Genomic DNA, 26,390 nt, shown 5'->3' with positions numbered 1-26,390 from the left:
GCTCGGATTCTCGCTTCAAGGCCGGGTTACAAACGCGGTTCGACCCGCAAACGCTGAGGGTTGCTCGGCACTGGCGGCCGACCGTAACGATCATCGCCGGCACCGCCGAACGGATGATCGTCGTCAGGATCGTCGGCCCGGGCCGCGGCCTTGGCGGCGGCTGCCTGTTCCTTGCGAGCGTTGGAGGCGCGTTCGAGCGGGAAACGGATCAGCACGAAAACCAGGTAGATGCCGAAGGCGATCATGCCGTACATGAACAGATCGGAAACTGCTCGCCAGGCGTTATTGCCCACCTTGAACAGCAGATCAAGCGCGGTGATGGCGATGGCCGGGGCCACTTTTTCCTTCACCGGATCGATGATGGTCGGGCTGAACAGCAGCACGGCAACCAGCAGCCGCAGCGGTTCACGCAGCCAACGCCACATCCAGCGGGTGATGCGCATCCACACCAACAGGCAGCCTAAAGCGGCAAAGGCGTAGAGGCCCCAAGCGATCAGATAGTCGTTCTCGGTCATGGTGTCCATGGCAAGGCAGGCAAAGAGGCGCTTATAGTAACGACTTTTCGCCCGTCAGGCGTAATCCATGTGGGAGCGAACTGTGGCGAGGGAGCTTGCTCCCGTTCGGCTGCGAAGCAGTCGCAGAGCTTTTGGGGTCGCTTCGCAACCCAGCGGGAGCAAGCTCCCTCGCCACACAGGCTCGCTCCCACAGGGACTGCACAGGCATCAAGATTTGCATTGCGCCTGCAAAACCCTATTTTTCGTACAACGTCCGAGAGTCCTTCATGCCCTTATCCGCCAACGTCACCAGCGCCCCGATTGCCCACAAGGCCGACGGCCCTGACCCGTATGCCTGGCTGCAGGAGCGCGACACCGACGCGGTGCTCGACTACCTCAAGGCTGAAAATCGCTATCAAGAAGCACAAACCGCCGATCAGGCCGGGCTGCGCGAAACCCTGTTCGAGGAGATCAAGGGCCGGATTCTCGAAACCGACCTGTCGCTGCCCTCCCCTTGGGGCCCGTTCCTGTATTACACGCGCACCACCGCCGGAGACGAATACGCCCGCCACTACCGCTGCCCGCGTCCGGCCGATGACAGCCTGCAGCTCGATGAAAGCAAGGAACAACTGCTGCTGGACCCGAACGAACTGGCCAATGGCGGCTTCTTCTCCCTGGGCGCGTTCAGCATCAGCCCGGACCACCAGCGCCTGGCCTACAGCATCGACTCCACGGGCGATGAGATTTACACGCTGTTCGTGAAGGAATTGTCCAACGGTCGTGTCAGCGAACTGGAGTTCCAGGACTGCGACGGCAGCATGACCTGGGCCAACGACAGCCTGACGCTGTTTTTCGGCGAACTGGACGACACCCACCGTCCGCACAAACTGTTGCGCTATCGACTCGACGGCACGGCGGCCGAAGAAGTGTTCAACGAGCCGGACGGTCGCTTCTTCCTGCATTGCTACCGCTCCAGTTCCGAGCAGCAATTGCTGCTGTCGCTGGGCAGCAAGACCACCAGCGAAGTCTGGGCCCTCGACGCCTCGCAGCCGCAGCAGGCCTTTACCTGTCTGGCGCCACGGGTTGAAGACCATGAATACGACGTCGATCACGGCACGCTGAACGGTGAATGGGCCTGGTTCATTCGCACCAACCGCGACTGCATCAACTTCGCCCTGTACACCGCCGTCGATACAGGCGTTGCGCCGACCGAGGCCGACTGGCAGAACCTGATCCCCCACAGCGATAGCACGATGATCGAGGGCATGAGCCTGAACGTCGGCGCGATGACCCTGAGCCTGCGGGTCGGCGGCTTGCCGGTGATTGAAGTCCATCCGCAGGACCTGCCGAGCTACCGCGTGCAACTGCCGGATGCGGCGTACAGCCTGCATGTGCAGAACAGCCTGGAATTTGTCAGCGACAGGATCCGCCTGCGTTACGAGGCTTTGAACCGTCCAGCACAGATCCGCCAGCTCGAACTGGACAGTGGCGAGCAGAAAGTCCTCAAAGAAACCCCGGTGCTCGGCCCGTTCGACGCCGATGCCTACGTCAGCCAGCGCCTGTGGGCAACGGCACCCGATGGCACACAAGTGCCGATCAGCTATGTCGTCAAACGCGAAGCACTTGGACAGCCGACGCCGCTGTATCTATACGGCTACGGCGCCTATGGCGAAAGCCTCGACCCATGGTTCTCCCACGCCCGTCTGAGTTTGCTGGATCGCGGCGTGGCGTTTGCCATCGCCCATGTGCGTGGTGGCGGCGAACTGGGCGAAGCCTGGTATCGCGCCGGCAAGCAGGAACACAAGCACAACACCTTCAGCGACTTTATTGCCTGTGCCGAGCACTTGATCGACAACGGCTTCACCACGTCAGCGCAATTGGCGATCAGTGGCGGCAGTGCCGGTGGTTTGCTGATCGGCGCGGTGCTCAATCAGCGGCCGGAGCTGTTTGGCGCGGCGATCGCTGAAGTGCCGTTCGTCGACGTGCTTAACACCATGCTCGACCCGGACCTGCCGCTGACCGTCACGGAATACGACGAGTGGGGCAATCCTGAAGAGCCGGACGTTTATGATCGGATCAAGGCCTACGCCCCGTACGAAAACGTCACCGCGCAAGCCTATCCGGCGACCCTGGTGATTGCCGGCTACAACGACAGCCGCGTGCAGTACTGGGAAGCGGCGAAGTGGGTGGCCAAATTGCGCGCGACCAAAACCGACACTAATACCCTGCTGCTCAAGACCGAACTGGGCGCCGGGCACGGCGGGATGAGCGGTCGTTATCAGGGATTGCGTGACGTAGCACTCGAATACGCATTTGTTTTCAAGGTTTTGGGGATTGCCTGAGGAACTTGGCCCGGTGCGCTGGTCTTAAGACCAGACACCGGAGCCCGAGGCTGCACACCTCCCCCTGTGGGAGCGGGCTTGCCCGCGATGAGGCCCCTACATTCAACATTTATGTTGGCTGTTACATCGTCATCGCGGGCAAGCCCGCTCCCACAGGGATATGCAGTGAATCCAAATCCCGGAATAGAACAGACACAAAAAAAAGACCGTGCCGACATGTCAGAACCGACCTTACTGAACAACGAAATCCGCGACTGGCTGATGGACTGCGGCCTGTTCGATCAACTGCTGCCGGCAGACTTCGCCGCCGCCTCCGGCTACTTCAGCATCAGCACCATCCCCGAAGGCGAAGAAATCTTCCATGAGGGGGATGCCGGCAGCTTCATGTGCATCATCCACACAGGCCAGGTGTCGGTGCAGAAGACCAGCGGCGACGGGCAATTGGTGAACATGGCCACCTTGCGCAGCGGTCGCTCGTTCGGCGAAATGGCGGTGCTCGATGGCGAACGCCGCTCGGCCAGTTGCGTGGCCGCCAGTAACTGTCAGTTGCTGAACCTGGGCAAGGACTCCCTGGAAAAGATGATCAATGATGCGCCGAAAATCGCCGCCAAAATCATCCGCGCCCTCGCCGTCGCACTCTCCAAACGCCTGCGCATGGCCGACGGCCAACTGCTCTCGCAACAGGTTTAACCGCCGGGTGATTTGGTTTTCGTGTTGTTCGGTTCAATCCCCGGTACCGGTTGATCCTTGGTCGGAGGGCTGGGCATCTCGATCGGCACCAACGGCGGGCCGCCACTGCCAGGCCCGGTCCGGGGTGCGGTGGAGGGGGTTATTTGCGGATACGGCGTCGGGGTCGCGGTGCCGGGCGAACCGGGCATCGGCGCCGGGGTGATCGGTACGGGTTGCAACTGCTGGGCCTGCACTGCAGTTATCGAGAGCGCGGCCAAGGCAATGACCGTTAGAATGGTGCGCTTCATCAATGGCTCCGTTGGCCTTGTTGTCATTGGCAGGCTACTCCCAACTGCCTCTGTTTGCCTTCCCCCAATTTGAGATTTCCATGAAACGTTTCGTTCTACTCGACACCGCCCCTATCCCTGAAAACGGCGGCGCCTTGTGCCTCTTCGAGTATGGCGAGGATTTCGTCATCAAGATCCAGGGCGGCGACGGCGGGCAGTTGATGAACACGCGCATGCACGGTTCCGAAGATGCCCTCGCCGAGATTCCGTGCCGCAAAGTGGCGGGCAGGCCGAACTCGCGGGTGCTGATCGGCGGTCTCGGCATGGGTTTCACCCTCGCCTCGGCCCTCAAGCATTTGGGCAAGACCGCTGAAGTGGTGGTCGCCGAGCTGGTGCCTGGCGTGGTGGAGTGGAATCGCGGGCCGTTGGGAGAGAAAGCCGGAAATCCGCTGCTCGACCCGCGCACTGTGATCCGCATGGAAGACGTGGCCAAAGTCCTGCAAGCCGAACCACAAGGTTTCGACGCGATCATGCTCGACGTCGACAACGGCCCCGAAGGCCTGACCCAACGGGCCAACAGCTGGCTTTACTCCGCCGGTGGCCTGAGCGCCTGCGCCAAGGCCCTGCGGCCCAAAGGCGTACTGGCGGTCTGGTCGGCCAGCGCCGACAAGCTGTTTTCCGACAAACTGAAGAAAGCCGGTTTCAAGGCCGAGGAAGTCCAGGTCTTCGCCCACGGCAACAAAGGCACGCGCCACACCATCTGGATTGCCGAGAAGCTCAAGGGCTGAGCTAAACTCACGTCATAACCGTCATTAGTCATTTACAAAGGTGAACCCATGAGTTCGTCAACGCCGACCAATACCTCGAAGCTGGATCGCATCCTCGCCGACAACCAGCGCGACAAGGAAATGGGTTACCGCGACAAGGCCCTGAAGATGTACCCGCACGTGTGCGGCCGCTGCGCCCGTGAGTTCTCCGGCAAGCGCCTGAGCGAACTGACCGTGCACCACCGCGACCACAACCACGACAACAACCCGCAGGACGGCTCGAACTGGGAATTGTTGTGCCTGTATTGCCACGACAACGAACACTCGCGGTATACCGACCAGCAGTATTTTCACGAAGGTTCGCTGAGCACGCCGAAAATCGCCAAGGCGACGCATAACCCGTTTGCGGCGTTGGCCGGCCTGATGAAAAAAGACGACTGAAAGTCTTCTGTGCCCCAACTTTCCTCATCGCTAGCAGGCTAGCTCCCACAGGGGATCTTCTGTGCACATGAGTATGTGTGAACGCCCAAGATCGAATGTGGGAGCTAGCCTGCTAGCGATAGCAATTGTTCACACACCACCAATCTCCAAACCCGACACCCCTCCCCCAATCCCCGTATAATCGCCGTTTTTTCCCGAAGGCACCCCGCTCGTGGCAGACAAACGGTACAGCTGCATTGGTTTGTATAACCCCAAATCACCGGAAAACGTCGGCTCGGTGATGCGCGCCGCCGGCTGCTATGGCGTGGCGTCCGTGTTCTACACCGGCAAGCGTTATGAACGCGCTGCCGACTTCGTCACCGACACCAAGCGCGTCCACTACGACATCCCGCTGATTGGCATCGACGACTTGAAGAAAATCCTGCCATTAGGCTGCGTGCCCGTCGCGGTGGAGCTGGTCGAAGGCGCTCGTTCGCTGCCGGAATACACCCACCCGGACCGCGCGCTGTACATCTTCGGCCCGGAAGACGGTTCGCTGGATAAAGAGATTCGCGACTGGTGCGAAGACGTGGTCTACATCCCGACCACTGGCTGCATGAACCTGGCCGCCACAGTCAACGTCGTGCTCTACGACCGCATGTCCAAGGGGCTCAATACCCGTTCCGGGGCAAAATTCCGCTGAATCACCGCACATTCGATGGAACAAGCGGACCGCCACGGCAGTCAGCTTAACTATCTATTGTTGAAGCAGCCTTTCCTGCCTGGAGACAGATCATGAGCGAACTCAAACGCGTAGAACGCATCGAATCCACCCCGTTCCAGACCCATTCCGAGCAAAACGTTCACGGCTGGGAGCGCGTTGGCTCGCTTGCCGGTGGCGTGCTGATGGTGGGCAAGGGCCTGCGCCGCGGCGGTATTTTCGGGTTGATCCAGGTGGCGATCGGCGGTGTAGCACTGGCTCGCGGGATTACCGGGCACAGCTCGGCCAAAAGCCTGCTGGAGAAAAGCCGTCAGGACATGAACACCGTTCGGGCGAAGATCGAGCGGGCCGGGGAAGAATTGAGCAAGTTGAAGGCGAATGCCGAGGCGGCGACCAATACCGCTACGGTGACGGGTAATGATTCGTTGAAGTCGCCTAAAACCGGGGTCTGATCCGGGATTTTCGCTGAGGCTGACGGCCTCTTCGCGGGCAAGCCCGCTCCCACAGAATTGGCGTGATCACACGTGTCCTGTAGGAGCGAGGCTTGCCCGCGAAGGCGGCGTTACTGAAGCAACTCGGTATCAAGCACCTTGGAAGACTCGCCAATCACACTTTCGGCGAGCTGAACAAACTCCTTGGTATCCACACTTTCCAAATGCATCGCCCCACGCAACACATCATCCAGCGACCGCTTGTTGCGCGTCTTCAAGCGAATCTCGCGATCCAGTTCCTGCAGTAACAACACCGCTTTTGAAACCTGCGCCGGGTTCACCTGTTCGCCACGCAACGTGGTGACTTTCTGGCTGTCCTTGACCAACCTGCCATGCAAGCTTTCATAGCGCTCATCACTCATGCCACCGGCTCGGCGTATCAGTTCGATCGCGTAATACTCGGCAAACCCTTCGCTGATCCAGTCGCTGCGCTGTTTGTCGTTGATCCGCCCGGACACCTGCACCAATTCACGCACCACCGCGCTGGTCCCGTTTTCGCTGACGAGCGGCAGACGCGTGTTCAGATAGATCGATTCACGCGCGGCCAGGCTGCCGCGCCACATCGGGTCGTTGGCGCCGACGATCAACAGTTTGGTCGGATGACGCGGGAACACCGCCTGGACCTGCGGCCAGACAAAGGTCAGCAGCGTCAGCACGTCCATGCGGCGCATGCCCTGGCCCTGGGGTGAGGCGACGGTGACTTCGGTTTCCCCAAGCCGCGTGCGACGGCTGCCGAGGTGGCCGGCGAGCATCCAGCCTGTCGGTCGGTCGAACAGTCGGGAAAGGTTGTCGATGCGGAATTTGTTCTTGCCGATGCGCGGCCAAGCGGTTTCGACGCTTTTCCAGCCTGTGGGCAATTCGAATTCAAGGCGTGACACCAGCTCGATGCCGTCCTGCTGATCGAGTTTGGCCGGCGGCACCAGGTCGTCGCCGCGCATCAGCGCCCAGGTTGGGGTCATGCGCGTATCGAAGCTGCCGCTCTTGCGCCCATGGCTGATGCGCACGCGGTAAGTCAGGCTGGCCTTGTCAGTGGCCGGACGCCAGACACCGCGCGCCTCTTTGCCCGGTGTGAGCTGCCATTGGCCGTCGGCCTTGAAGTCGCTGTAGTGGCTGCCGTCGCCCAGATCGAAATCCAGACTGCGCACCGCCGAGCCTTGGGCCAGCGTCAGCCGCACTTCGGCCTGATCGCTTTGCGGCAACAGGCGCACGTGGTAATCCAGATCGACCTTCTTCGCCGCCCACGCGGACGAATTCAGGGCCAAGAGCCCAATGGCCAACGCCCGCCGCAATCCCACAGCCATACACACTCCTGTTGTGGCGAGCGAACGTGCTCGCGCCGGGCTGCTTGGCGGCCCCTTTTTTTGTCGTTACTGCCTGTTGGCTGCCACACATGCAGTGGGCATTCAGCCTGCCCGGAAAATCAGATGATCTTCCCAGTCGTCTTCGGCCACGCTGCCTTCGGCGAGCATGCGCCCGGACTGGGAAATACGTTCGTGGTGCACCGCATCGCGATCACCGCACACCAGGTGATGCCACAGGGGCAAGTCCTTGCCTTCGCTGACCAGACGATAGCCGCAAGTCGGCGGCAGCCATTTGAACTCGTCAGCCTTGCCCGGCGTGAGCTGGATGCAATCGGGGACGAAGTCGCGGCGGTTCGGGTAGTCGGTGCACTGGCAGGTTTTCAGGTCCAGCAGCTTGCAGGCGATGCGCGTGTAATAGACCGAGTTGTCCTCTTCATCTTCGAGCTTTTGCAGGCAGCACAGGCCACAGCCGTCGCACAGCGATTCCCACTCCTGCGGATCGAGTTGATCGAGGGTTTTGCGTATCCAGAAGGGTTCGACTTTGGCGGCCATGGTTCAGCATCAACATCAGGTGGTGAAAAGGCCGCCAGTCTAGTGCCAAGGCCCTTGCGGGCCAAGCATTGGCGACTGCCGGTATAACGGGGCTTGTCAGTTTTTGCGCCGCCACGTAGCTTTGCCAGTCGCAAGGAGCCATGCCCAAATGCCATTAACGCTTAGCCGCGTTGCATTCAGGTGAACTGCCAGGCTCTCGAAAGCCTTAGCGCTCAGCTCAACTGCGCCCGCAGGCTTTAGACGACCCTCACTTTCAGACGAAGCAAGGAAACTCTTGATGAGTGCAAATCCACGCGTTGCCGATTATGCGATCCACCCTCAGTTCACCGATCGCTGGTCGCCCCGCGCCTTCACCGGCGAAACCATTCCCGAAGAAACCTTGCTGAGCTTCTTCGAAGCCGCGCGCTGGGCGCCATCGGCCTACAACTCGCAGCCTTGGCGGTTTCTCTACGCGCGTCGCGACACGCCGAACTGGGAACGATTTCTGGGCCTGCTGAACGAATTCAACCGTGGCTGGGCACAACACGCCTCGGCGCTGGTGATCGTGATTTCCAAAACCACCTTCGCCGTCCCCGGCGCCACCGAAGAAACCCCGGCGCTGTGGCACACCTTCGACACCGGTTCGGCCTGGGGCCACCTGGCGCTGCAAGCGAGCATCAGCGGCTGGCACACCCACGGCATGGCCGGTTTCGATCAGGACCTGACCCGCAAGGAGCTGAACATTCCTGAAGGTTATGCACTGCACGCAGCGGTGGCCGTGGGCAAACTGGGCGACAAGGCAACGCTGGCCGATTACCTGCAAGCCCGCGAAGAACCAAGCCCGCGCCGCCCGCTGAGCGAACTGGCCGCCGAAGGCGACTTCACCCTCTAAGCCACACCGCAAAACCAATGTGGGAGCGGGCTTGCTCGCGAAGGCGATGTGTCAGTCAGCATAATGGTTGACTGACACACCGCCTTCGCGAGCAAGCCCGCTCCCACATTTTGATTGGGGCGAATTTAATAACCGCGGCTGAAATCGACTTCCCCGCGCAATGCCTCACCCGCCTGATACGCCCGCAGGTTTTCGACAAACAGGTTCACCATCATCGATGGCGAGGTCGGTGCCGAGCTGTGGCCGGTCAGCAGCAAGCCCCAGGCGGTCCAGAACGGATGACGCTGCGGCAGCGGCTCCTGGCGGCAAACATCGATTACGGCGCCCGCCAGATGCCCTTCTTTCAAGGCTTCCACCAGGTCCGCGTCGACCACGGCCACGCCACGGCCGACGTTGATGAACAACCCGGTCGGCTTGAACTGCTTGAACAGCGCCGCATCGTACAAGTCGTGGGTGTTGGGTGTGTTGGGCAGCAGATTGATGACGAAATCCACTTCACCGACCAGACGCGGCAAGTCCGCCAGCGCGCCGACTTCAACAAACGGCGCCTGCTCCCGGGCTTCGCTGGCGATGCCGTACAGCTCGACGCCAAACGGCACGAGGAACTTCGCCACGGTCTGACCGATGTCACCGGTGCCGACGATCAACACCTTGCGCCCCGCCAGGCTTTGGCCCTGACGACTGTCCCACTTGCGCTCGACCTGGCTGACCAACCGCGCCAGCACTTCGCGCTCGTGGCCGAGCATGTACGTCAAAACGTATTCGGCCATGACCTGACCAAAAATCCCGACCGCACGGGTCAGGCGATAATCGCGGCGCAAACCGTCGGCCAGTAGCGGCGTGATGCCGGCCCAGGTCGATTGCAGCCATTGTGGCTGGTGGCCTTGGCGCAACAGGTTCGCCAACAGATCCGGCTGGCCCAGCCAGATCGGACAGTCGGCCGCCTGGCGGGCCAGTTCTGCGGAGTCACCGCTGGTCAGCACTTCCAGATCAGGCGCAGCCTGACGCAACAGTTGGGCGTACACAGGGTGGTCGTGTTCAGCAATCAGAACGCGCATGGTTCAAACCTTTCAAAAACAGTGCAGACGGCCGCCGACGGAGTTTCGCTCCGCCGCCCTGGCCATCGCCAAAATCATTCCAGTGTTTCACACAGACTCTGAACAGAGCCTGTCTGCCGATCACATCGGGTCGTTGCGTCGCAGCAATTCTTCCGGCAAGTGTTCGATGTATTCGTCTTCGGCCGGCGGCATTTGCAGGTGGTAGCCCTGCTTCTCAAGGTTTTCCAGGACCACGGTGATGTCCTCGCGCGACAGTTTGCGCTCGGGGGTCAGCACCAGGTCGAAAGCGTGATGAGGTTTGCCGAAGGCGGCCATCAGACTTTCCGGGACACGCTCCAGTGCATCGCTTTTGAGCACGTAGAGGTACATCTCGTTTTTCTTCAGGCTTCGGTAGATGGAGCAAATACGTTTCAAGGCTGTTCTCCGGCGGTGGCCAGGCTGTCGAGCAGCGCCTGGCCCATCAACTCGCGGCGCCAGCCACGCAGCGAATCAGGCAATTGGTAAGGACCGTTGGGATAGCCGCTCTTAAGCAACGCTTCCAGGGTTTTCTTGCGCAGCATCAGTTCCGGCGCGATGTTCAGGCGCTCGGCTTCAGCCTGGCCGATCGCACGCAGCTGTTTGACCAGGTTGGCGGCGTCCACCGGCAATGGCTCCGGCACGGCGGGCGGCCATTGGTCTGGCGACACACTGCCAGAGCGCTTGATCAGATCAAGCAGAAATTCACCGTCCTGACGCACGGTACGCGGGTGCATGTCTTCGATTTTCGCCAGCGCGCCGAGGTTGTCGGGTTGCGTGCGCGCCAGCGGCCACAGCGAGTGCTCACGCACGATGCGATTGCGCGGCAAATCACGGGCGCGGGCTTCGCGCTCACGCCAGGCGCAGAGTTCACGCAACACGGCGAGTTGGGCGCGGGAGAGTTTCCAGGCCAGTTTGGCGTCGCGATAGACCTCGTACGGGTCGACCTCACGGCGCAAGTTGGCCACCAACTCGGCGCCGTCTTCCAGGACCCAGGCGTACTTGTCGTCAGACAGCTTCGGACGCAGCTGTACGAAAACTTCCGCCAGGTGCAAGGCATCTTCAGCAGCGTAGCTGATCTGGGTGTCGGACAGCGGACGTTGCAGCCAGTCGGAACGGGTCTCGCCCTTGGGCAGGTCGATGCTGAGCACTTCCTGCACCAACCGCGAATAACCCATCGAGAAACCGAGGTTCAGGTAAGCGGCGGCCAGTTGCGTATCGAACAACGGCGCCGGCAGGCTGCCGGTCAGGCGCAGCAAGACTTCGAGGTCTTCGCTGCAGGCATGGACGACTTTGACGACGGCCGGGTTTTCCAGCAACGCGGCCAGAGGTTGCCAGTTGTCGATGGTCAGGGGGTCAATCAGGTAAGCGCGTACGCCATCGCCGATCTGCAACAGGCCTGCAATCGGATAAAAGGTGTCGACCCGCATGAATTCGGTGTCGAGGGCAACGAATGGCAGCTGCTGCCACTCGGCGCAAAACTGACCGAGGCTATCGTTGTCGCGAATCCAGTGAATATCGATGGCCACACGGCTCTCCCTTGAAGAATGGCGCGCAGTATATATCGCCCCCGGCGATTTCCGCGCATCCACTGAACAAGAGCTTTAGCGAAAAGACCTGCCAGACGGCAAGAAATGTCTGACAAGCGGAAGTTAACTCGCCTTACGCAGCACGTAGACCCGCATCCGCGCACACCCGGGCAGGAAGTCCTGGTGACTGAGCAAGCAGAAACCCGCTTGCCTGAATTCGGCTTCGACCTCGGCCTTGCCGGCCAGCTGTCGCGGGTGAGCGCCCGCTGTGCCGGGTCGACGCAGCTTGAAATGCGCATCGATCCGTACCGCCACAATCACCGTATCGCGACTCACGCGGTGGAACTCCGCCAGCAGGGCCAACCGATGTTCCGGGCAGTCGATGTGCTGAAACAGTTGCATGCAAAAAATGCTGTCAACCGCGTTCGCCGACAAACCAAGGGAGAAGGCCGAACTCTGAAACGTCTTGATCCGCGCGAGCAGGCCCTGCGCATGGTGAGTCTGGGCGTGATTGAGCATGTCCTGGGAAGGATCGGACGCGAGGATCACCCGGTTCGCATGCTCGGCCAACACCGGCCAGTAACGCCCGGCGCCGCACGCCACATCAAGCATCAAACCCGGTTCGCCGGCGACCTTGAGCGCGTTGCGCACCAGCTGCTCGTCGCGCCAGAAGGTCAAGCGCCCCGCCAGGCCACGCGGTCGCGGCTGAAGGCAGACGCGGGCGTGTTCCTGATCGTAGCGCCGGGCGAACTCAAGCTCGATGGCGGAAGGGGGCTGCGCGGACATGTGCAATGACTCTTGTAGGAATAAGTACCGGACGCAGGTTAGCGACCGGCAGGTGAAAAAAAGGTCGAAACACTCACTCTTTGGCCAAGACGCCGTCGATGACCGCACCGCGACAACCGGCAAACATGTCCAGGTCCTGGTTGTAGACCTTGCTGTTGACCTCCAGCAGGCCAAGCATCGAATGGAACAGGTTGTCCTGACTCAGGGGTTTGTCGCGGCTCAGTTGCAGGCAATGGGTGTCCACCGAGAACGACTTTTGGTAGCTGTCGGAGAACCACGCCAGCATCGCCACATGCTTCTGCTGATCCGGCGCGAGCATGTAAGGCGTGCCGTGGAGGAACAGGTTGTATTCGCCCAGGGATTCGCCGTGATCCGACAGATACAACATGGCGGTATCGACTTTGTCCTGATTGCTGCGCAACAGATCGATCAGGGTCGATAGCACATGGTCGGTGTACACCAGCGTGTTGTCGTAGCCGTTGACGATACTTTCGCGGCTGCAATTATTCAGTGCGTTGCTTTCACAGACGGGCGTGAAGTGTTCGTACTCTTTCGGGTAGCGCTTGAAGTATTCGGGGCCATGGCTGCCCATCTGGTGCAGGACCAGCACGGTGTCTTTATTCAGGGTGTCGATGAAGTGCTGCAAACCTTGCAGGAGAATTTCGTCACGGCATTCACTGTTGGCGCACAACACCGGGTCCTTCAAGTTGCTGACATCATCAAGAGTGACCCGGTCGCACGTGCCTTTACAGCCCGATTGATTGTCCCGCCAGATCACGTCCAGACCAGCGCGCTTGAGCACGTCCAGCAGGCCCTCTTCATTCTTCGCCGTGCTGGCGTTGTAATTCTTGCGGCCCATGTTTGAGAACATGCACGGCACCGAGACGGCGGTTTCCGTGCCGCAGGAATGCACATCGGTGAAAGCGATCAGGCCGGTTTCCTTGTCCAGTTTGGGTGTGGTGTCGCGGTTGTAACCGAGGATACCGAAGTTCTCGGCCCGGGCACTTTCACCCACAACCAACACCGTCAGGGATTTACGGCCGTGGGTTTGCCAGACGGGATCTCGCTGGGCATCTTCGCCTACTTTGACGAAGGGTTGCCGGGCGGAGACAACTTGCTCACGCAAGTAACCGAACCCTGCACCGATGTAGTTACTCGGCACCAGCATCAGGCGCAGTTCATGGTGATTGCGAAACAACGAAGACAGGCCCTGATAGTTCACCAGCGCGACGCCTCCGATAACCGCAACCGAAGCAACACTCACCAGCGCCTTACTTAATAACTCACGGTGCCAACGGCGATAACTAACCGGTATATTCCACAACAACCAGGAAGGTAAAACACCGAGCAACAGAATATAGGCGAGCAACTTGATCGACAGTAAGTCACGCACTTCCGTCGCGTTGGTTTGCGCCAAGTTACGTAACATGCCGGTGTCCATCAAAGCGCCGTATTGACTCATGAAATACGCCACTCCAGCACTGATCATGAAAATCAGTATCAAGACCGGTTTCATCACTATCCGGAACGCCAGGAGGGTCAAGACAATATTGAAGGCCGCCAGGATCATCACGCCGAACGCGACGCGCATGACGATGCCTTTACCGTCCGTGGCGGTGATATCAAACAGGTGCTGCCAGAGCACTAAGTTAAAGCCCGATAACAGAAAGGCGCTGGCAATCAGTGTCACCCATTCCGGGCGCACGGGTTTGAACTTCAACATGATGGTTGGCTGTTCCTTAAAAGAAGTGCCTTCGGTAAATGTGAAAATTTCATTTACCGCGACAGCACTAACTTTAGGCAGCCAACCATCAATTTTTTGTGAAAAAGAAGCCAACGATTAGTTGGCCTCTGTTATCAGGTCGACACTTACAACTTATTTGAGAATGGTTCAGCTTTTGTTCAGGCCTGGTGCAAATACCAACGCCAGTCTTGCTCACCGACTTCGCCCATGAACTGCCGATACTCGGCGCGTTTCACCGCCAGGTACACGCCGAGGAATTCACCGCCGAACGCTTCACGTGCCCAGGTCGAACCTTCCAGCGCGCGCAATGTGGTCAGCCAGTCGGTTGGCAACAATTCCGTAGCCTGGGCATAACCATTGCCTTCCACGGGCGCGCCCGGGTCGAGCTGTTCGCGAATGCCGCGATGGATGCCGGCCAGAATCGCCGCGGCCGCCAGATACGGGTTGGCGTCGGCACCGCAGATGCGGTGCTCGATGTGCCGAGAGAAGGCCGGCCCGCCGGGCACGCGCAGGCTCACGGTACGGTTGTCGACGCCCCAGGTCGCTGCCAGCGGCGCGTAGCTGTTGGTCTGGAATCGACGGTAAGAGTTGGCGTTCGGACAGAACAGCAGCAACGAATCGAGCAAGGTGCTGAGCATGCCGCCGACCGCATGTTTGAGCAGCGGCGTGCCGTCCGGGGATTCGCTGGCGAACAGGTTATTGCCGTCCTTGTCCGCCAGGCTGACGTGCATGTGCATGCCGGTGCCCGCCAGGTCATCGAACGGCTTGGCCATGAAGCAGGCCGCCATGCCGTGTTTATGTGCGACGCCTTTGACCAGCCGCTTGTAGCGCACCGCTTCGTCCATCGCCTGCAGGGCGTCGGTGCGGTGTTCGAGGGTGATTTCCACTTGCCCCGGCGCGTATTCGGAGATCGCCGTGCGCGCCGGAATGCCTTGCAACTTGCAGGCACTGTAGAGATCCGCCAGGAACGGCTCGATCTGCTCAAGCTCACGCAAGCCGTAGACTTGCGTCGAGCGCGGTCGCCCGCCATCGACGTCCCGCGCCGGTTGCGGCCGGCCATTGCTGTCGCGCTGCTGATCGAGCAAATAGAACTCCAGCTCCGCCGCCATCACCGGGTAAAAGCCGTCGGCCTGCAAGCCTTCAATCACCTTCGCCAGCAGGTGCCGTGGATCAGCAATCGTCGCCGGCATGCCTTCCTTCGGGTGCATGCTGACCTGCACCGCCGCCATCGGAATCAACCGCCACGGCATGCGCGTCAGACTGCCGCTGATCGGGTACGCCCGGCAATCGATGTCGCCGACGTCCCAGACCAGGCCTGAGTTTTCCACGTCATCGCCGTTGATGGTCAGGCCGAGAATGGTGCTCGGCAATGGCCGCCCGCTTTCGTACACCGCCAGCAGTTCATCGCGATGCAGCAGCTTGCCGCGAGGCACGCCGTTGTTGTCGAGGATGAACAACTCGAACATCTCGATATCCGGGTTCTGTTCAAGAAAGGTCAGGGCTTCTTGCTTCGTGGCGAAGGAGGTCGTGGCGCAACTCATGGGCATTCTCTTTTTCCGCGTCAGGCACACGCGCAGGCGCTGCCGGTTTGATCCCGGCGCACAGCGCGGGACCTGTCAGAAGAATCAACGGGAAAGGCAGGAATCCGGTGGGCGTGCGTGCCGGCAGTGCCAGAGCGCCCAGAAGGCTAGTTCGGAAGGAAGTGCGACGGGGCAACCGTCCATAGAAATAACCGCAGAAAACAGATGAGCAGCAGCGTCACACGGGTGGTCAGGTCGTTAAATCGGGATTTGAAGAACTTTGGGTGTGGGCAGACTAAACAATCATCCCTGGCACACCACCATCCCTGTGGGAGCGGGCCTGTGGCGAGGGGATTTATCCCCGTTCGGCTGCGAAGCAGTCGTAAATCCATTGCTTGCGGTGTATCTGATACACCGCAGTGTTCGATTCGGGGCCGCTTCGCAGCCCAACGGGGATAAATCCCCTCACCACACAAGCCCGCTCCCACAGAGGATTGTGGTGCGACAGAGGTATTTAGTTTTTAAATACCCCTGTGGACTATCTGATTTGCGGCCTCCCGTCCTCGCGCGCCTAATCGGCTCCTGATTATTGAAGGTCCGATTGATGGAAAACGTCCGCGCAACCTCCCGCCCTGCCCTCTGGCTGATGGTCAGCATCCTCCTCGTCGCCCTGAACCTGCGCCCGTCGATGGCGGCCGTCGGGCCCTTGCTGTCGGCCATTCGTGGTGACGTCCCGTTGAGTTTCAGCCTGGCTTCGCTGCTGACCATGCTGCCGGTCATGGCCATGGGGCTGGCGATGTTCTTTGGCTTGAGCGTCAGCCAGCGCCTGGGTGAACAGCGCACCGTGGTGATCTCGCTCGTGATCATTGGCCTGGCCACGGTGTCGCGGCTGTTTGTGGACTCGGCAGCCGAACTGATCCTCAGCGCCATGCTGGCCGGCGTCGGTATTGCCCTGATACAGGCATTGATGCCGGCGCTGATCAAATCCCGCTTCAGCGACAACGTTGCGGTGTGCATGGGGCTCTATGTGACGTCGATCATGGGCGGTGCGGCGATTGCCGCATCGTTTTCACCTTTAGTGATGAACCGCACCGGTAGCTGGCGCGTTGGGTTGGCGATCTGGGCCGCGTTGGCCCTGGTGGCGTTGCTGTTCTGGAGCGTCGGGCGTGCGGGAACATCGACGCCAACGGCAGCAGCACCCCGCAACACATCGTTCTTCACAAATTCACGCGCCTGGTTACTCGCCATCTTCTTCGGTCTGGGCACTGCGTCCTACACCTGTGTACTGGCCTGGCTGGCGCCGTACTACGTGGAAAAAGGCTGGAGCGAACAAAATGCCGGTTTGCTGCTGGGCTTCTTGACGGCCATGGAAGTGGTGTCCGGGCTGGTGAGCCCCGTCATCGCCAACCGCAGCCGTGACCGGCGCCTGGTACTGGTGGTGTTGCTGGCGCTGATCATGGCCGGTTTCTGCGGGCTGATCCTCAGCCCGCAACACTTCAGCCTGCTGTGGCCGTGCCTGCTGGGATTGGGCATCGGCGGCCTGTTCCCGATGAGCCTGATTGTGTCGCTGGATCACCTCGACAACCCGCAACGCGCCGGCGGGCTGACAGCCTTCGTCCAGGGCATCGGCTACCTGATAGCGGGCCTGTCGCCGCTGATGGCCGGGATGGTGCGCGATCAACTGGGCAGTTTCGAATGGGCCTGGTGGTGCCTGACCGGTGTCATGGCGCTGATGATCCTGATGGCCCTGCGCCTCAATCCGCGGCATTACGCCCGGCAATTTCCTACAGCCGCCTGAGCACCCTGTTTATCAGCGTTCAGGAGTAAAGGCCTCTGGCCATGTTTTGTGGGATTAAATTCATAAGTCGTGTTCGGAACATTTTCTGTCCCACAACCGACCATGAAACATCCTACAGGGCATTCTCCTGGCACCATCGTTCCGTTAGGATCGTTCGCACACGTTTGCGCACAGTCAGCGCAAGGAGCACAGCGAGACAGAACGGATGCTGAACAGTAACTTGCTTAGAAAGCTCGATATGCAGGACCTCATGGTGTTTGCCGCCGTGTATGAGCAAAGCAGCGTCACCGGAGTGTCGGAGGCGCTCTGCGTCAGCCAGTCCACCGTGAGTTACTGCCTGAAGAAACTGCGCACCAGTTTCGAAGATGAGTTGTTCATCAATACCCGCACGGGAATGCGCCCCACGTACAAAGCCAGCACCATGTACACCCATGTGCTGAAGATCCTCGAAAGCATCAACCTCTGCCACGCCGGCGCCCAGACGTTCGACCCCACTCGACAACCGGTGACGTTCAATATCTGTGCACCGGAATACTTCGAGCAGTTGATCCTGCCGCGCCTGTTGAAAAGTTTCGATTTCGCCGACCTGCCAGTGATGGTGAACATGCACAAGTTCGAAACCGACATTCCCGCCGAAGATCTGCGCGATGGCAGCCTCGACCTGGTGATTTGTTTCGGCCCGCATCTTCATCGCAGCCACAGCGACTTCAAATCCCGGATGTTGCTGGAAGATGATCTGGTCTGCGTCTTCGACAAACGCGCCACGCCACTAGAGCCACGTTTAAGCCTGAAGGCGTTTGTCGAACGCAGGCATGTGTTTCCGACGCCGTGGACATCCACCACCAACATGGTCGATGGCTGGCTCGCGCGACAGGCGCACAAACGGCAGATTATCGCGCGTTCCAACAGCTACAGCGCGGCGCTGAAAATGATCACCGGCACCGACTTCATCCTGACGTTGCCTCGCCGCGTCCAGCAATTGCTGGCCAACGAGGCGATCTTCAATCACTGCGAAGCGCCCAACGGCTTGCCGGGTTTCACCCTGGACATGCAGTGGAGTCAAAGCGTCGATCAGGACAGTGCCAACACTTGGCTGCGCGAGCAGGTGATCAAGGCCTGCGCAGAGCAGGAAATGGCCTGAAACTCAGTGGCCGATGGCAGTCTTGGTGTAGGACTCTCGATCGATATCGAGGATCTCCACGCACAATTGGACTTCAACCCCCGTCGGCCATTCACACAGCTCCTGCAACACGGCCAGCAGATTCTCGGACAACTGTTTTTTGATCTGCGGCGAGCGGCCGCTCAGCAGCGCCAGTTTCACATGCACAAACGCCCGTTCTGCCATCGCCGTGCCGACCTTGAACGTCTCGACCTTCACTGCACGGCTCTTGATATCGAACTCCGCAGCAAACTGACCAGAAGCCACCAAGGCATTATTGAGCCGAATCAACGCCACGTCGGCGTTCAGCCCGGGCAGGTTGGCGGTGTATTCCATGTGCAGGTGGGGCATGGTTTGGCTCCTGATTAAAATGGCAGTACTCAAACAAGGATATTGGCGTTGGCCGTACATCTACTTGGATCTCACAATGCCCCGTACTGTACTAGTGTTTCCAGATCAGGTCTGAAATTAGAAGTGCGCCGTTAATTGATCATGACGCTGAACCTGCAAGCGTCCTCTCAAGCAGTGAGGAGGTAACCCGAAAATAAACTGATTCAAGGATCGAACACCATGAACCGTCTTTACGCCTCAATGGCCCTGTCTGTTTTTTCGCTCTGCGCTCACGCCCTGGACCCAGGTGAAGAAAGCTGGGAGGGAGCACCTAGCGCACACTTCGACTACCTCGTCTACGCCGTCACCTGGCAGCCAACGTTTTGCCTGTTGAAACCCACCATTGCGGGTTGCGACAAGCCGAAAAACGTCTTCTACACCCACGGTATCTGGGCTTATTTCAACAGCACTGCCCAATCAGCCAATCGACACCCGTCTTCCTGTATCCAGTCAGCGGGTTGTGGTCAGACGCAGGCAGCTTGCGAACTGTCCGACACAGACCAGAAACTGGCACAGGCCAATGACGGCTTTTCTGAAATTGTCACCGAATCGCCCGAATACCTGATGAAACACGAATGGAAGAAACATGGCACTTGCTATGGCACCAGCAAAACCCGGTATTTCGAGGACTTTGTGAAGTTGCGTAGCGCGGTCAAATACAACTCGGACTTCAACACGTTTCAGGGAGAATCCCTGGACCTGAACCAATTAAAAGCGCTGTTTCCGAGCAACACCTCATTTCGTTGCGCCAGCCAGGGCGGCAAACAGCATCTATTCGAAGTGTTCTTTCTGATTGATCGGCAGGGGCAGCCTTACACCGAGGATCAAAAGCTGCAAATCGGGGAAAAGTGCCAGTCACGGGAAATCCATATTCCGAAGGCTTGATCACTTGGCGCTCAGTCCGAAGGAGTCAGCGCCCCTGCCTGGCAGATTTCAGATCGCTGACTCAAGGCGCTCGCTCATGAACGCCTCAAGCCGCGCGCGCAACCAGCGTTCGGCCGGATCGGTATCGACATGACTGAGCCAGACCATGGACAAGTCCAGCGTCGGGGTCTTGAACGGAAAGTCTTCCTTGAACAGTTGCCCTGAGGCGGCCATCGCCTCGGCCGCGTAATCCGGCAGGCTGGCGATCAGGTCGGTGCCGGCGAGCAAGGCCGGCAGCGAACTGTATTGCGGCACCGACAGCACGACCTGGCGGGTACGTCCGATCTCCGCCAGCCATTCATCGGCGTAGCCACTGACGTTGGCGGTGTGCGACACCAGCACGTGGGGCCGGGCGCAATATTCGTCGAGGGTCAGCGGGGTGTCCGAAGCGTCGGCGCGCAAAATGCTCGGCTGGATGTGCCGCAGCAATTTGCGTTTGGCATTGGCCGGCAGACCGCGGGTCTGGCTGATGCCGACGGTGATATCGCCGGAGGCCAGCAAGTCGGGAATGCGCCAGTAATCGACATGTTGCACCACGAACACCACCTTCGGCGCTTCCTGACGCAAGGCCCGCAGCAGCGGCGGCAGCAGGCCGAACTCGACGTCATCCGACAGCCCGATGCGAAAGGTCATGGTGCTGCTGGCCGGGTCGAAATCGTGGGTCAGGCTCAAGGCCACCGACAACGAATCCAACGCTGGCGACAGGTGCAGGATGATTTCCTCGGCCCGCGCCGTCGGCTCCATGCGATGACCGACGCGAATGAACAGCGGATCGTTGAACATCGTCCGCAGGCGGTTGAGCGCGGCACTGATGGTCGGCTGGCCGAGAAACAGCTTCTCCGCCACACGCGTGACGTTGCGCTCAAGCATCAACGTCTCGAACACCACCATCAGGTTGATGTCAGCCTTGCGCAGTTCGTTGCGATTCATTCCTTGCCCCCGTTCCCCAACACTGCAGGCAGTTTAGAAAGGCACGACGGGGGCGTCTACGGGCGTCGGCCTTCAATTGACCGTCAAGGCCTTCAACCCTAGCGCGAGTTGGCGAACGTCCGGGCCGAGCCCAAACTGTTTCGGGCTGACGGCGTCGGCAAACTGCAGTTGCAACCTCACGACACCCTGACTCGACACCCGTTGCTGCATCTCGGTGGTGAGGGGAACATCGATCACGTTGCCATCGGCCTGCTCAAGCTCGGTATTCGTTGCCGGCAGGCCGTTGATGCTGATGACAACCCGCTGCCGCGCATGGCCAGGCGGCAGAAACGCCGTGGTCTCCAGACGCAAGGAATGCACAGGCGCCGGGGTCCGGAACATGACTTCAGCGTCGGGCCCTTTGGACCAGACCCCCCAGGGTTCAGTCTCGGACCAGCCCTTGGCCAGCAGCGCCCCGCCCTTGTTGCCGTAAGTGAACAAGGTTTTTTGTCCGGGTTCGAGGGACGGCACCAGGTCCAGCGGATTGATTTGAGAAGTCGCCTGCAAGCAAGTGCTGCACTGTTTCCAGCCTGGAGCCAGGACCGTGAACCCGTCAATCCGGGCGAAGAGATCTGTTGGGGTATTGATGTTTCTCACCGACTGGATCAACGCACGCTCATCAAGCAGGTACAACGAGTCGGCGTCGTACTTGCCCGACGCCATTTCACGAGCCGTATCCTGCTCGGCCTTTATCCAATTGGCCGTGTCCATCCGCCCTAGGTAAACGGCATTCGTCGGCAAACCATGGGCACCTGCGAAAGCCGCCACGGACATCCACTGCGGGGACAGATTCTGCGGGACTATCCAGCGAATGTTCTTGTAATGGGCCGCCGCGCTTTCCCAGAACGGATCGACCATGGGCGACGCCCATTTCGACGCCGGTTCCATCATCAATTGCTTGCGAACCCCGACCCAGCCGGCATGAGTGTCCAGAATCTGTATCAGCAGCGCCAGCGATAACAGGCTCAAGGCTGTGCGCGGCGTATTGGCGCGAATGACCAGGAAAATGATGGCAATGATAATTGCGTAGTACACAGGCCAGAACATGCGCCCCGAGGCGCGGAAGATGTTGGCGATGGAAATCACCACCGGCGGCAGCGGATAGGTGAACTCCAGCAAGCCCAGCGCCACATGGTTTGAAATCGCGAACACCGTCAGCCCTGCCAGCGCCAACAGCAAAAAAGGTCGGCGCCGCACGTGGTGCCCGAAACCTGTCGTGCCTTGAAGCAAACCGACCACGGCGCAAATGCCCAGCGTGATCAGCCCGAGGCCCAGAAAGACAAACCCTTCCCCGTCACCGAACCCTTGAACACCGGGCAGATCCTTCAGTAGATAAGACCAATTCCCCGAATCGAACAGTGACAGCAGGTTCATGCCGTAGATGCCGAAACCGCCGGAGATCGCACCTTCGGCGCTCACCGAAAAATACCCGGCCTGCCAACAGCAAAAGCTGACCAACGAAAACAGCGCGATGAACTCGATCAACGCAGACCGTAGCGTCAGTTTCTTCTTGAAATACCCCGCAGCCAGATCGGCGATCCAGATCAATGCAACCATCGCCAGAAAGTATGCATGGACCAGCGCGGCCGCCGCCAGCAACGCGCCCCAGGCCAGGCGTCGATGGCGCAGGTGCGGATGCAGGCCCAGGTAAAACGAGGCCAGCACCAGGAAATGCCCACCCAGTGACAAATGGAAGGGCATGCGCATGAGCATCGGCGGCACAAAGAGAAACAACGCCGTACTCACCGCACGTACACCCACATGCGAGGACATCAGCCCCACCACTTTCCAGGCGAACCACGCCTGCAGGACGAAGCAGGTCAGGAACCAGATACCGAAATACTGAAATGGCGTCGGCAACAGTGCAGCGAAGGGCTTGAACAGGAAAGCCAGCAGCGGATTGGAATCAGAAAAAATGATGCCATTGCCCAATTCCATTCCATAGGAAGGATTGAGCCCTATCGGAAATGTCCACGGCGACTGCCGGAAAAACACCCATCCCAGGTAATGCGTCGCCGGGTCGCCGTTCCCCAGCCACGCAATGTTCTGCGGGTTGAGCGCCCTTGGCCCGATGATGAGGAAAAAGGCCATGACACCGATCAACAGGGGCAAAAGGGTGATCGCCAGGCGTTTAGCTGATTCCGTCATCGATACGTCCAAAAGTTATGCAATACAAAGGTGAAGGCCGGAAGGGTCAGTGCCACAGCACAGATTCCAAACAAATAATGCAGCCCGGCCATTTGCGCGGCCCAGGCCACCAGCATCGCCAGCAGAAAACCGGCAACGGACACCATCATGAAGCGCAGCAGCGTCCGGCCGTGCAATCGGGCGGAAAAGCTCCAGGTGGTATTGATCAGGTAAGACACGATGGTCGCCACGGCGAACGCCGCGCCATTGGCCAAGGGTGGCGAAGGCAGCACATAGTGGATGAACAACACAGCCACCAGCGCATGCAGGGCTGTGACGAACAACCCGGTCACGGCAAAGCGCAGGCCACGCTGGATCAAGGCGGATTTTTCGGCTGCCGTCACGGCTTCTGCGCCAGGACAAACACCGTCAGCCCGGCCAGACGATTCGCGCCCATGAACGGCAGTTCAACACTGCACAGCGACTTCAAGATCGTATTCACCAGCGGATGGTGCTGCTTGAGTTGCGAGCGCGGTGGCGACTGTTGTGCCCCTTTGGGCAGCAAGCGCAGGGTGGCGGCAATCGGGAACACGAGGCCGAAGTAGTAAGCGCCCTGCTTCACGGTCAAACCGGCCTCCCGAGCCACCGTCTCCAGCTGCGGCAAGGTATAGCGGCGCTTGTGTTCAAGGAACTCATCGTGCCCGCTCCAGAGAAACCGGAACGCCGGCACCGTCATCAGGAAACGGCTGCCGGAGGGCACTTTATCGACGTAGGCCTTGAGCAACCCGACATCGTCATCGACATGTTCCAGCACATCCATCAGCAGCACCAGGTCGGCGTCCACCGCGTCGATGTCGCGACGGTAATGCACCGGTTTACCGGCGGTGGTGGCGTCCGAATCGGCGTCGTAACTGATGTCGACGCACCACGCTTCACCGGCCGCTGAATGCGTCAGCAAATGGTGGGAAAAGAACCCGGAGCCTGCGCCCACATCGAGAATCTTTTTGAACGGCGTATGGCCCAGCATTCGCGTCGTGGCCGCAGCTTTGGAGGCGTAATACCAATGTTGGTCAATGCTCGAACCGAGGATGTCGGTTTCCTTGAGATCCATGGTCAGTCCTTTGGGTCATAGACGCGGCGCACCAGATACACCGGGCGGCGTTTTGACTCGATGTACGTCCGGCCGAGGTATTCACCTAGCACACCGATGCCGATCAATTGCAGGCCGCCCAGAAACGTGACGGCGACCATCAGCGAGGCATAACCCGGCAGATCGACACCGGAGATCAGGGTGCGCAGGATGATAAAAATGGCGAACGAGAAAGAGATCAGCGAGACGACCAGCCCCAGATACGTCCAGATGCGCAGCGGTTCCGTGCTGAAACTGGTGATGCCTTCCAGCGCGAAATTCCACAAGCGCCAACCGTTGAACTTGGTCGCTCCTGCCACCCGTTCCAGGCGCTCGTAGTTCACGTGGGTGGTGCGAAAGCCGACCCAGGCAAACAGGCCTTTCATGAAGCGCCGGGACTCGGGCAGCGTCTGCAAGGCATCCACCACACAACGGTCCATCAGGCGAAAATCGCCGACGTTTTCCGGCAGGTGTTGCTCGGCGATTTTGTTGTGCAGGCGGTAGAACCAGTTGGCCGAGGTCTGCTTGGCCCAGGTGTCGGTCTTGCGGCTCACACGATGGCCCAGAACCACTTCAAAGCCTTCGCGCCAAAGGGCGATCATGTCGAGAATGACTTCGGGCGGGTCCTGCAAATCGACATCGATCGGCACCACCACCTGGCCAGTGGCGGTCTGCAAACCGGCGGTGAGAGCCGCTTCCTTGCCGAAATTGCGGCTCAAGTCGACGATGCGCAGGCGCGAATCAGTCTGTTGACGCTCCAGCAGCAGGTCGAGCGTGGTGTCGGTGCTGCCGTCGTTGACGAAGACCATTTCCAGACCAACTAGCGTCTCTTCCTTGAAGACGTCAGTGATCCGTGCGATGAACAAATCGATGGTCGCCGCTTCATTGAACACCGGGATCACGAGCGAAAGCTGCAAATGCCCGTTCAGTTGCGTTCCGTGCTGATGAGTCAATTGATTGCTCTTTTTTATAGTGATTTTTCTACAATCCGAGGTCGCCGACAGCTGCCCGACGCCATGAGCCGTGTCGTATTAAGCAGGACCGAGGGAGGTGATGCAAGGGCGAAACTGCGGGGATTTTGGCCATCCACTCAAGGCCAATTTGCCTGTAGGAAATGCCCTCAAACTATTGGAAACAAATGCCTTATGGTCAAAAAAGCCAGCTCCGCTAGGCTTGCCCCGATGCGTCACACAGGTTGTCGCAATTACCCATCGCATGGAGCGAGCAGTATGTATTTCGAGATTTACAGGCAATCCAAAGGCACGCCGAGCACCGGGAAAGGACAATGGCGCTGGCGCTTGAGGGCGGGGAATCACGAGACGATCGCCAGTGGCGAGTCGTATGTGAACAAGGCGGATTGCCTGCACGCAATCGGGTTGATCAAAGGGGTTGAGGGTGAAACGCCGGTGAAGGAGATCTAAACCTGAGGCCACTGCCGGAACTGTTCAGATGCTGTGAACAGCTTCGGCAGTTTTCGTTTTTTGGGTTGGGCTTTCGGGCCCCATCGCGGGCAAGCCCGCTCCCACAGGTTTTGTGTCGGTCACATTATCGCGATCGACACAAAACCCTGTGGGAGCGGGCTTGCCCGCGATGGGCCAGTGAGTTCACCCCAAAGCACCTTTTAGCCAGGCAACGGATACAACGCCTCATCAAACTGCGACAACCGCGGAAACTGCATCGGCTGATCATCACTCAGATGCTCCAGCCGCTGCTGATAACTCTGCAGGAAGTCCTTGCGCGCTTCATCGCTGATGTACGGCACATGCCACGCCACAAAGGGTTCCAGCACATCAAACCCGACATAAGCCAGCGTGCCGCGCAGGATCGGCTGCAACATATCCTCCAGCGGACCGTGGATCGCGCCGTCACCGAACATATGCTCGCGGCCACCCAAGGTGACCGTCACCAGCGCCTTTTTGCCGCTCAATCCGCCCTGGTCGTAAAAGCGTTTGCCGCCGTAGCAGATCCCCGACACCAGCACCCGATCAATCCAGCCCTTGAGCATCGCCGGAGCCGAGAACCAGAAAATCGGGAAGTTCAGAATCAGCAAGTCGGCCCACAACAGCTTGTCGAGTTCTTGCTGGATGTCCGGCGCCAGCGACTGGCTCTTCACCCCCAATCGTTGTTCCAGCGCATACACCAGGTATTCGGGGTTCTCCCGCGAAGAAAAGTCATCGGCGCTGGCCACGGGGTTCCAGTTCATCGCATACAGGTCGCTGACCTGGACCTCATGCCCCTGGGCCTCGAGTGTCGCCACCGCCTGGTCACGCAGGGCGGCGGTAAAGGATTTCGGCTCCGGGTGAGCGTGGACAATCAGAACTTTCATG

General features: G+C 59.6%; 28 protein-coding genes. 11 read left to right on the top strand and 17 right to left on the bottom strand.

Annotated elements, in window-relative coordinates; genetic code table 11:
- Nucleotides 1-26: 26 nt before the first annotated feature.
- Entirely contained in the window at nt 27-524 is a 498-nt protein-coding gene (locus ACA060_RS07040) for an MFS transporter (RefSeq protein WP_109628453.1), read from the bottom strand.
- A 257-nt stretch (nt 525-781) separates the two neighbouring features.
- Between ACA060_RS07040 and ACA060_RS07035 the strand changes: the two genes are divergently transcribed.
- Entirely contained in the window at nt 782-2,836 is a 2,055-nt protein-coding gene (locus ACA060_RS07035; RefSeq protein WP_497316276.1) for a S9 family peptidase, read from the top strand.
- Nucleotides 2,837-3,052: 216 nt separating this feature from the next.
- The gene (locus tag ACA060_RS07030) at nt 3,053-3,526 is read left to right on the top strand and encodes a cyclic nucleotide-binding domain-containing protein (protein ID WP_109628451.1); all 474 of its coding nucleotides are present in this window, start codon (nt 3,053-3,055) and stop codon (nt 3,524-3,526) included.
- On the opposite strand, the gene ACA060_RS07025 is transcribed toward ACA060_RS07030, so the two are convergent.
- The gene (locus tag ACA060_RS07025) at nt 3,523-3,813 is read right to left on the bottom strand and encodes a hypothetical protein (protein WP_497316274.1); all 291 of its coding nucleotides are present in this window, start codon (nt 3,811-3,813) and stop codon (nt 3,523-3,525) included. The genes ACA060_RS07030 and ACA060_RS07025 overlap by 4 nt on opposite strands.
- Nucleotides 3,814-3,893: 80 nt before the next feature.
- Between ACA060_RS07025 and ACA060_RS07020 the strand changes: the two genes are divergently transcribed.
- The 4 genes from ACA060_RS07020 (at nt 3,894) to ACA060_RS07005 (ending at nt 6,152) form a co-directional block, all read left to right on the top strand.
- A complete protein-coding gene (locus ACA060_RS07020; RefSeq protein WP_497316273.1) occupies nt 3,894-4,580 on the top strand; it encodes a spermidine synthase in 687 nt (228 codons plus the stop codon).
- A 48-nt stretch (nt 4,581-4,628) separates the two neighbouring features.
- The gene (locus ACA060_RS07015; RefSeq protein WP_010462132.1) at nt 4,629-5,000 is read left to right on the top strand and encodes a YajD family HNH nuclease; all 372 of its coding nucleotides are present in this window, start codon (nt 4,629-4,631) and stop codon (nt 4,998-5,000) included.
- Between the two features lie 211 nt (nt 5,001-5,211).
- A complete protein-coding gene (locus tag ACA060_RS07010; RefSeq protein WP_008153126.1) occupies nt 5,212-5,682 on the top strand; it encodes an RNA methyltransferase in 471 nt (156 codons plus the stop codon).
- A gap of 92 nt (nt 5,683-5,774) precedes the next feature.
- A complete protein-coding gene (locus ACA060_RS07005; RefSeq protein WP_109628449.1) occupies nt 5,775-6,152 on the top strand; it encodes a YgaP family membrane protein in 378 nt (125 codons plus the stop codon).
- Between the two features lie 110 nt (nt 6,153-6,262).
- On the opposite strand, the gene ACA060_RS07000 is transcribed toward ACA060_RS07005, so the two are convergent.
- Together ACA060_RS07000 and ACA060_RS06995 are read right to left on the bottom strand one after the other, a co-directional pair.
- A complete protein-coding gene (locus tag ACA060_RS07000) occupies nt 6,263-7,492 on the bottom strand; it encodes a hypothetical protein (RefSeq protein ID WP_497316271.1) in 1,230 nt (409 codons plus the stop codon).
- A 102-nt stretch (nt 7,493-7,594) separates the two neighbouring features.
- The gene (locus tag ACA060_RS06995) at nt 7,595-8,044 is read right to left on the bottom strand and encodes a YcgN family cysteine cluster protein (RefSeq protein ID WP_109628447.1); all 450 of its coding nucleotides are present in this window, start codon (nt 8,042-8,044) and stop codon (nt 7,595-7,597) included.
- 277 nt (nt 8,045-8,321) lie between these two features.
- Between ACA060_RS06995 and ACA060_RS06990 the strand changes: the two genes are divergently transcribed.
- Nucleotides 8,322-8,915, top strand: coding sequence for a nitroreductase family protein (locus ACA060_RS06990; protein ID WP_438658831.1), 594 nt, complete (start codon nt 8,322-8,324; stop codon nt 8,913-8,915).
- Between the two features lie 125 nt (nt 8,916-9,040).
- On the opposite strand, the gene ACA060_RS06985 is transcribed toward ACA060_RS06990, so the two are convergent.
- The 6 genes from ACA060_RS06985 to ACA060_RS06960 all read right to left on the bottom strand — a co-directional run bounded on the left by ACA060_RS06985 (nt 9,041) and on the right by ACA060_RS06960 (nt 15,588).
- Nucleotides 9,041-9,973, bottom strand: coding sequence for a D-2-hydroxyacid dehydrogenase (locus ACA060_RS06985; protein ID WP_109628446.1), 933 nt, complete (start codon nt 9,971-9,973; stop codon nt 9,041-9,043).
- A gap of 120 nt (nt 9,974-10,093) precedes the next feature.
- Entirely contained in the window at nt 10,094-10,387 is a 294-nt protein-coding gene (locus ACA060_RS06980) for a YcgL domain-containing protein (protein WP_007898694.1), read from the bottom strand.
- Nucleotides 10,384-11,517 (bottom strand): ribonuclease D, encoded by a 1,134-nt coding sequence (gene rnd / locus ACA060_RS06975; RefSeq protein ID WP_109628445.1) that lies wholly within the window; start codon nt 11,515-11,517, stop codon nt 10,384-10,386. Before rnd ends, ACA060_RS06980 begins: the two co-directional genes overlap by 4 nt.
- Before the next feature lie 123 nt (nt 11,518-11,640).
- Nucleotides 11,641-12,303 carry a class I SAM-dependent methyltransferase gene (locus ACA060_RS06970; RefSeq protein WP_109628444.1) on the bottom strand — a complete coding sequence of 221 codons (663 nt, stop codon included), beginning with the start codon at nt 12,301-12,303 and terminating at the stop codon, nt 11,641-11,643.
- A 73-nt stretch (nt 12,304-12,376) separates the two neighbouring features.
- Nucleotides 12,377-14,026: a phosphoethanolamine transferase gene (locus ACA060_RS06965; protein ID WP_497316270.1), complete on the bottom strand. Its 1,650-nt coding sequence runs from the start codon at nt 14,024-14,026 to the stop codon at nt 12,377-12,379.
- 179 nt (nt 14,027-14,205) lie between these two features.
- Nucleotides 14,206-15,588: a glutamine synthetase family protein gene (locus tag ACA060_RS06960; protein ID WP_497316268.1), complete on the bottom strand. Its 1,383-nt coding sequence runs from the start codon at nt 15,586-15,588 to the stop codon at nt 14,206-14,208.
- Nucleotides 15,589-16,171: 583 nt separating this feature from the next.
- Here ACA060_RS06960 and ACA060_RS06955 point away from each other — a divergent pair.
- Nucleotides 16,172-17,365 carry a cyanate transporter gene (locus ACA060_RS06955; protein ID WP_497316266.1) on the top strand — a complete coding sequence of 398 codons (1,194 nt, stop codon included), beginning with the start codon at nt 16,172-16,174 and terminating at the stop codon, nt 17,363-17,365.
- Between the two features lie 205 nt (nt 17,366-17,570).
- Nucleotides 17,571-18,506 carry a LysR family transcriptional regulator gene (locus ACA060_RS06950; RefSeq protein ID WP_109628439.1) on the top strand — a complete coding sequence of 312 codons (936 nt, stop codon included), beginning with the start codon at nt 17,571-17,573 and terminating at the stop codon, nt 18,504-18,506.
- 3 nt (nt 18,507-18,509) lie between these two features.
- Here the strand turns inward: ACA060_RS06950 and ACA060_RS06945 are convergent, their stop codons facing one another.
- The gene (locus ACA060_RS06945; RefSeq protein ID WP_497316264.1) at nt 18,510-18,875 is read right to left on the bottom strand and encodes a 5-carboxymethyl-2-hydroxymuconate Delta-isomerase; all 366 of its coding nucleotides are present in this window, start codon (nt 18,873-18,875) and stop codon (nt 18,510-18,512) included.
- A gap of 219 nt (nt 18,876-19,094) precedes the next feature.
- On the opposite strand from ACA060_RS06945, the gene ACA060_RS06940 reads away from it, so the two are divergent.
- Nucleotides 19,095-19,799, top strand: a complete 705-nt coding sequence (locus tag ACA060_RS06940) for a ribonuclease T2 family protein (protein ID WP_497316262.1) — start codon at nt 19,095-19,097, stop codon at nt 19,797-19,799.
- Nucleotides 19,800-19,847: 48 nt separating this feature from the next.
- On the opposite strand, the gene ACA060_RS06935 is transcribed toward ACA060_RS06940, so the two are convergent.
- The 5 genes from ACA060_RS06935 to ACA060_RS06915 form a co-directional block, all read right to left on the bottom strand.
- Nucleotides 19,848-20,768, bottom strand: coding sequence for a LysR substrate-binding domain-containing protein (locus ACA060_RS06935; protein ID WP_109628436.1), 921 nt, complete (start codon nt 20,766-20,768; stop codon nt 19,848-19,850).
- Nucleotides 20,769-20,840: 72 nt separating this feature from the next.
- Nucleotides 20,841-22,955: a DUF6311 domain-containing protein gene (locus tag ACA060_RS06930; protein ID WP_497316260.1), complete on the bottom strand. Its 2,115-nt coding sequence runs from the start codon at nt 22,953-22,955 to the stop codon at nt 20,841-20,843.
- Nucleotides 22,952-23,338 (bottom strand): GtrA family protein, encoded by a 387-nt coding sequence (locus tag ACA060_RS06925; protein WP_497316258.1) that lies wholly within the window; start codon nt 23,336-23,338, stop codon nt 22,952-22,954. Before ACA060_RS06925 ends, ACA060_RS06930 begins: the two co-directional genes overlap by 4 nt.
- Nucleotides 23,335-24,045, bottom strand: coding sequence for a class I SAM-dependent methyltransferase (locus ACA060_RS06920; RefSeq protein WP_497316256.1), 711 nt, complete (start codon nt 24,043-24,045; stop codon nt 23,335-23,337). The genes ACA060_RS06925 and ACA060_RS06920 overlap by 4 nt, the downstream gene beginning before the upstream one ends.
- 2 nt (nt 24,046-24,047) lie before the next feature.
- Nucleotides 24,048-25,016 (bottom strand): glycosyltransferase family 2 protein, encoded by a 969-nt coding sequence (locus ACA060_RS06915; protein WP_497316254.1) that lies wholly within the window; start codon nt 25,014-25,016, stop codon nt 24,048-24,050.
- A 276-nt stretch (nt 25,017-25,292) separates the two neighbouring features.
- Between ACA060_RS06915 and ACA060_RS06910 the strand changes: the two genes are divergently transcribed.
- Nucleotides 25,293-25,484, top strand: coding sequence for a YegP family protein (locus tag ACA060_RS06910; RefSeq protein ID WP_010462174.1), 192 nt, complete (start codon nt 25,293-25,295; stop codon nt 25,482-25,484).
- Between the two features lie 200 nt (nt 25,485-25,684).
- On the opposite strand, the gene ACA060_RS06905 is transcribed toward ACA060_RS06910, so the two are convergent.
- A complete protein-coding gene (locus ACA060_RS06905; protein WP_109628432.1) occupies nt 25,685-26,389 on the bottom strand; it encodes an NAD(P)H-dependent oxidoreductase in 705 nt (234 codons plus the stop codon).
- Nucleotide 26,390 lies beyond the last annotated feature (1 nt).

It is taken from the genome of Pseudomonas sp. LBUM1671 (genome assembly GCF_059695685.1).
The sequence above is the reverse complement of the archived record's forward strand: the minus strand, read 5'-3'. Positions and strand labels throughout refer to the sequence as shown.

Bases quoted from the DNA above. Each gene is read 5' to 3' on its own strand.
- ACA060_RS07040 (WP_109628453.1), bottom strand. From the start codon at position 524: ATGGACACCATGACCGAGAACGACTATCTGATCGCTTGGGGCCTCTAC.
- ACA060_RS07035 (WP_497316276.1), top strand. From the start codon at position 782: ATGCCCTTATCCGCCAACGTCACCAGCGCCCCGATTGCCCACAAGGCC.
- ACA060_RS07030 (WP_109628451.1), top strand. From the start codon at position 3,053: ATGTCAGAACCGACCTTACTGAACAACGAAATCCGCGACTGGCTGATG.
- ACA060_RS07025 (WP_497316274.1), bottom strand. From the start codon at position 3,813: ATGAAGCGCACCATTCTAACGGTCATTGCCTTGGCCGCGCTCTCGATA.
- ACA060_RS07020 (WP_497316273.1), top strand. From the start codon at position 3,894: ATGAAACGTTTCGTTCTACTCGACACCGCCCCTATCCCTGAAAACGGC.
- ACA060_RS07015 (WP_010462132.1), top strand. From the start codon at position 4,629: ATGAGTTCGTCAACGCCGACCAATACCTCGAAGCTGGATCGCATCCTC.
- ACA060_RS07005 (WP_109628449.1), top strand. From the start codon at position 5,775: ATGAGCGAACTCAAACGCGTAGAACGCATCGAATCCACCCCGTTCCAG.
- ACA060_RS07000 (WP_497316271.1), bottom strand. From the start codon at position 7,492: ATGGCTGTGGGATTGCGGCGGGCGTTGGCCATTGGGCTCTTGGCCCTG.
- ACA060_RS06995 (WP_109628447.1), bottom strand. From the start codon at position 8,044: ATGGCCGCCAAAGTCGAACCCTTCTGGATACGCAAAACCCTCGATCAA.
- ACA060_RS06990 (WP_438658831.1), top strand. From the start codon at position 8,322: ATGAGTGCAAATCCACGCGTTGCCGATTATGCGATCCACCCTCAGTTC.
- ACA060_RS06985 (WP_109628446.1), bottom strand. From the start codon at position 9,973: ATGCGCGTTCTGATTGCTGAACACGACCACCCTGTGTACGCCCAACTG.
- ACA060_RS06970 (WP_109628444.1), bottom strand. From the start codon at position 12,303: ATGTCCGCGCAGCCCCCTTCCGCCATCGAGCTTGAGTTCGCCCGGCGC.
- ACA060_RS06965 (WP_497316270.1), bottom strand. From the start codon at position 14,026: ATGTTGAAGTTCAAACCCGTGCGCCCGGAATGGGTGACACTGATTGCC.
- ACA060_RS06960 (WP_497316268.1), bottom strand. From the start codon at position 15,588: ATGAGTTGCGCCACGACCTCCTTCGCCACGAAGCAAGAAGCCCTGACC.
- ACA060_RS06955 (WP_497316266.1), top strand. From the start codon at position 16,172: ATGGAAAACGTCCGCGCAACCTCCCGCCCTGCCCTCTGGCTGATGGTC.
- ACA060_RS06950 (WP_109628439.1), top strand. From the start codon at position 17,571: ATGCTGAACAGTAACTTGCTTAGAAAGCTCGATATGCAGGACCTCATG.
- ACA060_RS06945 (WP_497316264.1), bottom strand. From the start codon at position 18,875: ATGCCCCACCTGCACATGGAATACACCGCCAACCTGCCCGGGCTGAAC.
- ACA060_RS06940 (WP_497316262.1), top strand. From the start codon at position 19,095: ATGAACCGTCTTTACGCCTCAATGGCCCTGTCTGTTTTTTCGCTCTGC.
- ACA060_RS06935 (WP_109628436.1), bottom strand. From the start codon at position 20,768: ATGAATCGCAACGAACTGCGCAAGGCTGACATCAACCTGATGGTGGTG.
- ACA060_RS06930 (WP_497316260.1), bottom strand. From the start codon at position 22,955: ATGACGGAATCAGCTAAACGCCTGGCGATCACCCTTTTGCCCCTGTTG.
- ACA060_RS06920 (WP_497316256.1), bottom strand. From the start codon at position 24,045: ATGGATCTCAAGGAAACCGACATCCTCGGTTCGAGCATTGACCAACAT.
- ACA060_RS06910 (WP_010462174.1), top strand. From the start codon at position 25,293: ATGTATTTCGAGATTTACAGGCAATCCAAAGGCACGCCGAGCACCGGG.
- ACA060_RS06905 (WP_109628432.1), bottom strand. From the start codon at position 26,389: ATGAAAGTTCTGATTGTCCACGCTCACCCGGAGCCGAAATCCTTTACC.